Annotated in this window: 8 protein-coding genes and 1 pseudogene; all 9 read right to left on the reverse strand. The window is 33.9% G+C overall.

Translation table 11 applies throughout. The annotated features are described in order from the left end of the window. Positions 1-67 precede the first annotated feature (67 nt). On the reverse strand, positions 68-1,078 hold the full coding sequence (locus J580_RS07535) for a fimbrial protein (RefSeq protein ID WP_032003644.1): 1,011 nt from the start codon (positions 1,076-1,078) through the stop codon (positions 68-70). Beyond that, positions 1,075-3,636, reverse strand: a complete 2,562-nt coding sequence (locus J580_RS07540) for a fimbria/pilus outer membrane usher protein (RefSeq protein ID WP_032003645.1) — start codon at positions 3,634-3,636, stop codon at positions 1,075-1,077. Before J580_RS07540 ends, J580_RS07535 begins: the two co-directional genes overlap by 4 nt. Positions 3,637-3,691: 55 nt before the next feature. Continuing rightward, positions 3,692-4,426 (reverse strand): molecular chaperone, encoded by a 735-nt coding sequence (locus J580_RS07545; protein ID WP_032003646.1) that lies wholly within the window; start codon positions 4,424-4,426, stop codon positions 3,692-3,694. Between the two features lie 87 nt (positions 4,427-4,513). Next, positions 4,514-5,047, reverse strand: a complete 534-nt coding sequence (locus tag J580_RS07550) for a fimbrial protein (RefSeq protein ID WP_002113678.1) — start codon at positions 5,045-5,047, stop codon at positions 4,514-4,516. Between the two features lie 479 nt (positions 5,048-5,526). Beyond that, positions 5,527-5,817, reverse strand: a complete 291-nt coding sequence (locus J580_RS0104000; RefSeq protein WP_005069200.1) for a hypothetical protein — start codon at positions 5,815-5,817, stop codon at positions 5,527-5,529. 987 nt (positions 5,818-6,804) lie between these two features. Next, positions 6,805-7,102, reverse strand: a pseudogene (locus J580_RS23975) (hypothetical protein); the annotation flags it as partial. Between the two features lie 260 nt (positions 7,103-7,362). Beyond that, a complete protein-coding gene (locus J580_RS23775; protein ID WP_228131050.1) occupies positions 7,363-7,671 on the reverse strand; it encodes a hypothetical protein in 309 nt (102 codons plus the stop codon). Positions 7,672-8,153: 482 nt separating this feature from the next. Next, on the reverse strand, positions 8,154-8,402 hold the full coding sequence (locus tag J580_RS23780; RefSeq protein ID WP_228131051.1) for an Imm42 family immunity protein: 249 nt from the start codon (positions 8,400-8,402) through the stop codon (positions 8,154-8,156). 188 nt (positions 8,403-8,590) lie between these two features. Then, on the reverse strand, positions 8,591-8,914 hold the full coding sequence (locus tag J580_RS07560) for a hypothetical protein (RefSeq protein WP_032003648.1): 324 nt from the start codon (positions 8,912-8,914) through the stop codon (positions 8,591-8,593). Between the last annotated feature and the right edge of the window lie 7 nt (positions 8,915-8,921).

The following is an 8,921-nucleotide window of genomic DNA, read 5'->3' on the forward strand; positions in this document are numbered from 1 at the left end:
TAAAGTAAAATTTATTATTAATATTTAAATATTTGAAATTATTAGGTTTAAAAACTATTGAATATGATTAATCATATTCAATAGTTACAGTAGCCATTGCACGAACCTTACCAGCAGTCACATTTGTTGCAGTTTGATAGTAGCGGGCAGTCATCGGTACGTTATATTGAATTGTCTGGTTAGAAGACAATGTACCTAATGCTAATTTGTCACCTTTTTTGATGACCTGATTTTTATTTTGATAATTCCAGAGTAACTGTACACCTACGCCGTTTGCTTTTTCAGATGTCGGAGCAGTATTGGCGAGTACCTGAGTATTTGTTCCGTCTTGAGTAAAATCATAAGTTAAACTAATGAGATTTTTCTCTTCGTAGCCAGTAGGGTTGATCCCCCCATTACAGAGAATATTCATATCAAAGGTTTGTTCGCCTTGAGTTGAGCCAACGCCTTTGAAACCAGCCTTTGTAACGGTCGGGAGCTGTACAACTTTATTGATGTTACCTTGAATTTCACATGAAGAAGAGGCAATGGTAATTGCATTAGCATCAACAGTACTTGTTAAAAACGGCTGATTTGGGAAACCACGGACGTAATAACTACTATATCTGCCCGGTACTAATGTGCCAGAACCAGTTTGTGGAGCAATTTTAATAATTTCTACAACAAAATAGCCAGATGCTAAATAACGAGTACCAGAAATGCCACCACGTTCATAAGGATAATAACCAGAAAAATTGGTACTATTCTCAGCTTCACGATATAGACGAATACCAATACCAGGAATATTGGTTGTATAAATACTATTCCCTAAAGAACTTAAAGGATAAGCTTGAGTTAATTGAGCAACTACAGTGTCTCTACTATCACAATACATCGCTTGTGTACCGCTACTAGAGATAGGAAAAGTTGCTTTCCTTAAAACTGCACCTACTGGATCACTAGGGCGCACAACAACACGGCCTACTGCCATACGAACGTCATTTGGTTGATAATTATATATACGGCATGCAGCATTAGCTTCACCATATACACCAAGGCCGGCCGTAAATAAAAAACCTGTTAATAATATTCTTTTCATTTGCAGACAGCCTCAGTCATTACCATGCTTTGTTGCTTATTTTGCAACTGATTACTGATGTTGTACTCAACCGAACAACGCTCATTGCTTTCGTCGCCCCATTTCACATAGAGACTATCTTGAGCAAGTGGGGTACGTAAGTAAATCATACTACCTTGCGCAACAATACCTACAGCTTCATCTTTTTGATTAAAGACTTGAGCGCCAAACGGTAAACTGTTGCCATCAGCAGTTTTACTATTAATGTAGACTGCATAACCTGTCTTAGTCGCAAAATCCACTTTTGCAATTGCGCCAGCAAAAGGTGCGATACGTTGACTTGTTTCTTCAAGCTCTACTTGGCTCGACATTTCTTGTGGGTCAAGCGTAATATCGTTTAGGCGATAAGGTGTAACATACGGGATAACCGCATAACCAGCCTTATTTACGCTTAAACCAACGGTATTATTCACTTTTGCTCCAGCTGCATCAGGTGCATGTACAAGTACCATCGTTTGGCCTTGCTCAGGTCCAAATAAAATACCAGCTGAATGTGCAACCACACTACCACTTAAGCTAACCATTGCTTGTTGGTAAGAGTCAGCAATACTATAAGAACCACCAACAGTTGCATAGTTCGTACGATAACGACCATTAGCATTAAACGTTGGGTTTGCATAGTCTTGATGCGAAACAGAGGCACCATAACTAAAGCGATCGCCAACCATTCCGCTTGCGCCAACAGTACGGCTGTCTTCAGAAGCAGTAACGTTGACGTTGACTGAATTCTTCTTAAAGTTAATTGGGAATGAAAGCGTCATTAGATATTCAGTATCATGCGTCGCATCATTTGAACCGTACTCAACCTTACGGTTAATGGCAGATAAACCATAAGTTAAACCATGGTAATTATTGCTATAACCAATTTGGTACTGTTTAGTACTTTCGCTACGGTTCCAATAGTCAACCCACGAACCCACTACATAGAAGTTACCCCAACCTTCAGGAAGGCCTTGGTTTAAAGTAATTTGGAATTCACTACGCTGGTGGCCCGCAGCCGCATAAGTGTTTACACCTTTTTCTTCTAAATCGCGAATAAGTAGAGCATCACGTAATTTATAGAAGTTTTCTGTCGAGTAACGATAGGCAGCAAGGGTTAAGTTTGTGTTAGTCGGAGAAATTAACTTACTATAACTTAAACGGAAACTTTGCCCAGATTGTGATGACTGTTTTTCAAAATCAGCTTCAGAGTGGGTCACATCTAACGCAACAGCACCAATTGGTGTAGCAAAAGCAGCACCTAACAATACAGCAGCATAATTTTCTGTAGCTTGTATGCCTGTATAACCTGTTAGGTAGTTGTTAATACCTTGTTGGTATTTACCCTGAACTACCCAAGGGTTAAGGTCAATATCTTGATCTCGGAACTGACCTACAGTTAAAGAATAACGGTTTACACCTGGACGCAACATTTGTACAACTGAAGCATATGGAACCGAAAATTTTTGTACTTGACCATTTGCTTCAATAATAGAAACTTCAATTTCCCCACCAAAACCAGTAGGGTAAAGGTCATTAATCTCAAAATTACCTGGTGCAACAGTTGTTTGATAGATAAGTTGGCCTTGTTGACGAACTTCAACTTTTGCATTGGTTTTTGCGTTACCACGAATACGCGGGGCGTAACCTAACATACTATTTGGTAGCATTCGGTCATCACTTGAGAAATCGATACCACGATAACCAATAGAGTCAAATACTTCGCCGTTGGTAAAACTATCACCAAGCGTTAAAACACCACGGTATTTAGGGAAGGCTCTTTGTAAGTATGTACTTGTTTCTTGATAATCTGATTTAGATTGATTTTCAGCAGGTGTATCTTGCCACTGCCACTGGCCATTATGACGTAATTGCCAACCAGCAATATTTAAACCAGCCGTAACGCCCATAAATGCGTTTGTTGTTTCACTTTGATCATTCGACTGATTAAATGTTTTATAAGCACTACCACTATAAGACAGAAAACCAGCATTGATACCACGATCCCATACGCTTGGGTCGACATAACCTTGCGCATTTTTCTGCAAAGCAACTTGCGGAATAGAAATGTCTACACGTAAACGAGAGGTATCAAACTCATAGAATGCATTTTCAACCCACTCTTCAATTTTATAACAACTATTATTTTCTTTTTGAAGGGTAGTGTGTTTAGTCAAAACGTCTTGTTTAACGCCGTATTCAATCAGGTTTGTTCCTGTGAAACAGGTTACTGCATTTTTATTAGGGTCTAATGCTTTAAAGACCATACGACGTTTACCAAACCATTGACCATTTACATATACGTCAACGTTATATTCGCCTGGTAAAACAGGGTTTCCATATTTAAAACGAGAAATATCAACTTTCTGAGCATCCCCAATTAAAAAAGCAGAATCAAATTCAGCCTCTACTGGAGCACTCGTAGTTGTTTCTTCAGCATGCACGAATACAGGCATTGTCATTGTGACAACACCAGAAGCCAAGTAGTAACAAATATGGCGTTTTAATAATTTATAAGATTCTTGCCTTTTTTTTGGCATAGCTAAGTCCGCCTACACATATAGGTGCTTAAATTTATTAAAAAGATAAATCTGATTACTGAAGTTTTATCGGGTGCTCAACGCGACCACCGTAGTCATTGACGTTAATAAAACTCATATCTTGAAGGTTGCCATTCTTAAGCTGAACTGACGCTTCAGAGAAAGGCTTAATCATTAGCCCCTGAGGTAATAAATCAACCTTTTTATCACCTGCCTTTTGGTAAACAGAAGTCATTGTGATATGAAAAGGGGTAGGATTTTTTACCGTTAAATTTTGACCAGATTTAATCCATTGAAGCTTATCTGATGCTAAATTCGCATCTTCTTTAATCGATGAAGGACGATAGAAGAATTTAATGCGTGAACGAATTGCAAGTTGTAAGAAATTATCAGGTGTCGTATCTTCACTTTTTGAAGTAGGTCTTGGTGGAATATCTAAAATATTCAACCACAGAACTGTTTCTTGCTTCTGATTTAACTGAGAAGCATTTGGTAAAGCTGTAATACGAAGAGTCTGACTTTTCGTTGCTTCAACACGAGAAATAGGAGGAGCAATCATAAAAGGAACTTTTGATTGGTCCGGTGTACTTTTTGGGTCACCTTCGTCAATCCAAGCTTGGACAAGTGCTGGTTTTGAACCGTTATTGCTAACTTGTAGCGTAACTTCTCTAGCATCTGACGGGTAAATTACACGAGTGCCATGAATTACAATTTCTGCTTGAGTAGCAGGTGCACTAACTGCTGAAGCAAATGCTAAACCTAACAAAAAATTATAACTGTTCAATTTCATTTTCGAGTTCTCAACCAAGAAAGATTCAGGAAAGCGTTACACAAAACAGGGTTTCCATGCGGACATAGAAACCCCGCTATCAATTAATTATTGATAGATAATTGTGTATTGAACAGAAGTAGTTACTTTACCAGCAGTAGAAGCGCCAGTTGCATAGTATTCAGCGTAGTAGTTAAGGTCAGCACCTGCGCCATCAGCTACGTCAACCCATTGAGAGTTAGCTTGAGCACCGTTTGCACCCGCAGCAAGTACTGGGATGAAGTTGTTGTTGCTACCTAAAAGTTGAACGTTAACGTTTTTAGCACCAGTAGCGTCTTGGTTAAGTAAACGACCAGTATTAAAGTCAACAGTTGCACCTGGTTCGAAGTAAGTAGCTACTTTACCTTGTGAACAGTTAGCTAAGTTGATTTGGAAAGGAGTACGACCAGCAACATCCCCAGCAACAGCTAAAGTTTGTTTAGAAACAGTTGGAAGAGTAACTGTGAAGTCTTTACCAGCAGGGGTAACGATGTCACAAGTTTTGTCTGTAACTAAACCATTAATTGTAATTGTACCATCAGCAGCTTGAGCATTAGCAATCCCTACAACCGAAAGAGCAGCGATCAAAGCAAGTTTTTTCATAGTGTTTTCTCAAAAGTCTGGATAAAAGTTTATTTCCTTACTTTTCCAGTGTTTGACATCTTGAAAAGTAATGCGGCGATCTTAACACTTCTTAAACAAAATGCAAACTATATCACATTATTTTTTCATAATTTTAATTAAATCACGCTTTGTATTTGAAGTTCAGGCCGACCATCAATGGTCTATATCATTGTTTATGAAAGTTTTTTTATTTTATAAAAAAGAAAAGCTATAAAGAGAAGAAAATTACATAAGAACACGATGTAAATAAAAAAGAATTAAACAAATTATGTGAAAAATAAGCTTAAATTCATAGAATACAATTATATAGAATAAATTATGCATATGTATACAGAAAAAATATACAAATAGTCATTTTTTATAAAAAAAGAGTGACTCATCAATCAATTCATCAAAACATGAGATGGATTCGACAAATCACTCTTTCATCAAACTTACTGCAAAAATAAGTTTGGATATTAATGGTAATTAATAAGCACGACTTTGTGGTTAGAACTTATGCTCTCAATGCTTGTGTCCATTTTCTCAGTATGTTGAGCTAATTTAAAAAGACTATCTTTATTTAAATATTCACTATCAAGTTTAATATTTAAATTATTTACCTCAACACATTCTATCTCGCTATGTTCTCTTGAACACGTATCTTCAACAATATTTCCTCTTATCATTATTGTGTTACTTGCATAACAAAATAGTGGGGAAGAGGAAAGCACCATCAAAACAAGAAGTTTAAATATATTATTTTTCATTTTATATACCTATTTATAAAATAGTTTATATATATGTGATACCTTATTTTTAATTTAAAAACAATCATTAAACTTTAAATAATAAAAAATCATTAATTTATACGTGATATAAATCACATTAAATACTTTAAATAATGTAATAGTTATAATTTCTAAAAATTTATTAATAATAAAACCACCAAAACAATATTAAGTTATTGTTATTTATAAAAATTTATAAAATAATGATTAATAAAAAAACAGACTCCAAATTAAAACAGCATGATATACATTAAAATATTTAATAAAAATATAATTCATTTTTTAATTTATAATTTATATTTCAAAATTATTACTGAGAAATAAAATATAGATTTCAATAAAAATGTGACTAAATATACATTATTCAACCAATCTGTAATTAAATTTGCTTTATATTGCGGATTGGAGCATATCAGAGTTAATAAATTAGAATTTAGCATAGACTTTAAAGATTTTAGGAAAATGGTCTATCGAAATATAGTTTTAATTTCTAGGAGCGCTAGGTAGAGAGAAAGCTCAATAAAAATCAAACAAGCGATTATTAGCCAAACCTAATCATAATTTCTATTTAATTAGATTTTATAAATCCTATTTATTATCTATCAATAGCAACGTCAGAAGATGCTAGTGCTGAATTTAATTAGAATAAAAATTCATTCCACATAGCTAAAAGTACCGCAATAGCTAGAAAGAAATAAGCACTACAAACAAATGAAAGATAGCTACCAAGCTATGGGGCAATATTGAATTATACAACTGTTCGTATAATGTATATTATGTTAAATGGAGTAAAAGATTTGGAAACCTGCCATATATAAAGCTCTGCCTCTCTGTGGTGTTGCTATAGCAAGCTTTGACCTTTACTGTAATTCACCACAGTTTGATTAGACTTATGTTCAGTCTTAAGTGTGCATCAGATCTTTATTTTTTGCTTCATAAGAAGTTTAAGCAATTCTCTATGGCTTGTGCTGTTAAATCTTGAATATCTGATTTGATGTTCTCTGCTAATAAATTTGCATCAAACTCACTAGTATCAGGATTAATTGCTGTCTTACTATCGTTGTTAAGCTAGCGTTGCACCCAGAATTGCATGACTTGCTAATTGTGCTGCCTTGTTCTTGTCTTCTCCATGTCCAAACTTCTCGCCAATTACATTGGCTGCAACCTGAATATCAGTTTGTCCACCAAGTGCGCTAGTAATTGCCGTAGTTACTGCATTTAAAGCGCGGCTCTGATCTCCTTGCTTGGTCACCGCTTTTTTATTGGTATTTAAAGATTCATTCTTTAAAACTATATAAGAGTGGATTTGAGTTTTTCCAAGCTGAAAATGGATTGTGGTTAGTTAAACATGTAGCATATAGAATCTATTGTTTTTCAATAGAATGGAAATTATGCTTATACTCAAATGTGTAAGCACTTTTAAAAAATAATCAAACCTATAAAAATCATGCACTTGGGTTGATTTATAGCATCTTTCTAAGATATCTTAACTTTCATAGATAACCTCATCTCTCAACTTTCAAATCAGGATAAATAACGAGAAAATTGCTCCTTTACTATTATAGAATCTGATGGTAAAGAAACCTCTTCAGGATAACTTTTAACTCCCTTAATTAAAAAAAATCCTAACTCTAATAAATACTCCTTCCAATTTTTCTCAAAATAGCAGAACTCTACATATTCAAACCAATTTTCTATTATCATGACTAAATCATATTTAAAGTTTATATAATTATTTAAAGTATTACTTTTACCAATTATAAAACCTTTAAAATCATAAAAGTTGATTTTATCATGAATATATTTTGAGACTAATTCTTCTAATTCATTCAATATACTGTTACACATTTTAACTACTCTTTTTCTGTCATAATAGTAATTACAAGCTTCCTATCTGGACTTAAAATCACATTTAAATCACCAGATTTATATGACCAGTTTCCATTTTTCTGCTTGATTGGCGATGCATTCTTAATAATATCTTCAATATAATTAGGTGAAAAAGCTTGTGATAAAGGTTCTTTTACGACAAAAAATGCAAACTCTCAAGTCTAAGAGTTTGCATAAGTAAACGGCCGAATTGTGAGTCAATAATATTTATCTAGGAGACACTAGTAAAACATTCAAACCAATAAAGTTTACAACTTAGTCAAAGCTTGTAAAGTAGATACTACTGTTCCTTTTGGCAAAATAATTTCAGAATAGCTTTTTTCATAATCAAAAGTATAAAACAATCTTTCGCTTTCCTTGTTAAAACCTAAAACCATACCAAAGCCAAATTGGAATAATTCGCCAGTATCTAACCATATTAAATCCTAACTATCAAAAGAACAAAAATCTATTCTCTCAATTGGTATATCACCTATATCACTATTAAGTGCTTTAATCTCTTCAATATTACTACTTAAAATATTAAAAAGAGAATTTAATGTAATATTTATCCCTTTTGCTGGATAACATGTATCATTAATCCAAAAATTAAACACTCCAAGATTTAAATCATTTTTTAATGGATAAACAACATCCCACTGTATAAAAAAATCATCACTATATTTAACTATCATTTCGATGCTTTCGATGTGTAACTTATTCTTCGCGGTTCTCTAACTTACTATTCAGTAAAGATTAGAGAACCCGCACATTCCATCTAATTAAAATTTGATGCTACTTTTGAAATTTTTTTACCTTGTAGGCTTATACATCTAAATGAATAAGCCTTTATAAAAATCTTAAAACAATAAATATCATTAAATCATGCAAATTCTTGCTTACGATCAAGCCACCTCAATTTAGAAAATAATGCTAAAGAATCTGGGTCACGTTCTAACAATTTATCTAACAAACCATCTTCAGCTAAAGCCCAATGAAGCATCATAAAATGACTACGACCATCATTACCGAAATAAACCATATCATAAGTTAGTTTAGGATCTTTTATTTTTATATCTCTTTGCCTAAATGCTATCAAAGCATTATCTTTTTCCCCAGAGATTCCATAAAAATATACATCACCATTACTATGATATATACCATATATATATATATCATCATCCCAATCATCATTTACACCAATCATTTCAGAT

This window comes from Acinetobacter sp. 1542444 (genome assembly GCF_000581835.1).
Lineage (GTDB): Bacteria > Pseudomonadota > Gammaproteobacteria > Pseudomonadales > Moraxellaceae > Acinetobacter > Acinetobacter pittii.

What these genes read in the sequence shown, in the direction of transcription:
- J580_RS07535 (WP_032003644.1), bottom strand. Translation starts at nt 1,078, where the DNA reads ATGAAAAGAATATTATTAACAGGTTTTTTATTTACGGCCGGCCTTGGT.
- J580_RS07540 (WP_032003645.1), bottom strand. Translation starts at nt 3,636, where the DNA reads ATGCCAAAAAAAAGGCAAGAATCTTATAAATTATTAAAACGCCATATT.
- J580_RS07545 (WP_032003646.1), bottom strand. Translation starts at nt 4,426, where the DNA reads ATGAAATTGAACAGTTATAATTTTTTGTTAGGTTTAGCATTTGCTTCA.
- J580_RS07550 (WP_002113678.1), bottom strand. Translation starts at nt 5,047, where the DNA reads ATGAAAAAACTTGCTTTGATCGCTGCTCTTTCGGTTGTAGGGATTGCT.
- J580_RS0104000 (WP_005069200.1), bottom strand. Translation starts at nt 5,817, where the DNA reads ATGAAAAATAATATATTTAAACTTCTTGTTTTGATGGTGCTTTCCTCT.
- J580_RS23780 (WP_228131051.1), bottom strand. Translation starts at nt 8,402, where the DNA reads ATGATAGTTAAATATAGTGATGATTTTTTTATACAGTGGGATGTTGTT.
- J580_RS07560 (WP_032003648.1), bottom strand. Translation starts at nt 8,914, where the DNA reads ATGATTGGTGTAAATGATGATTGGGATGATGATATATATATATATGGT.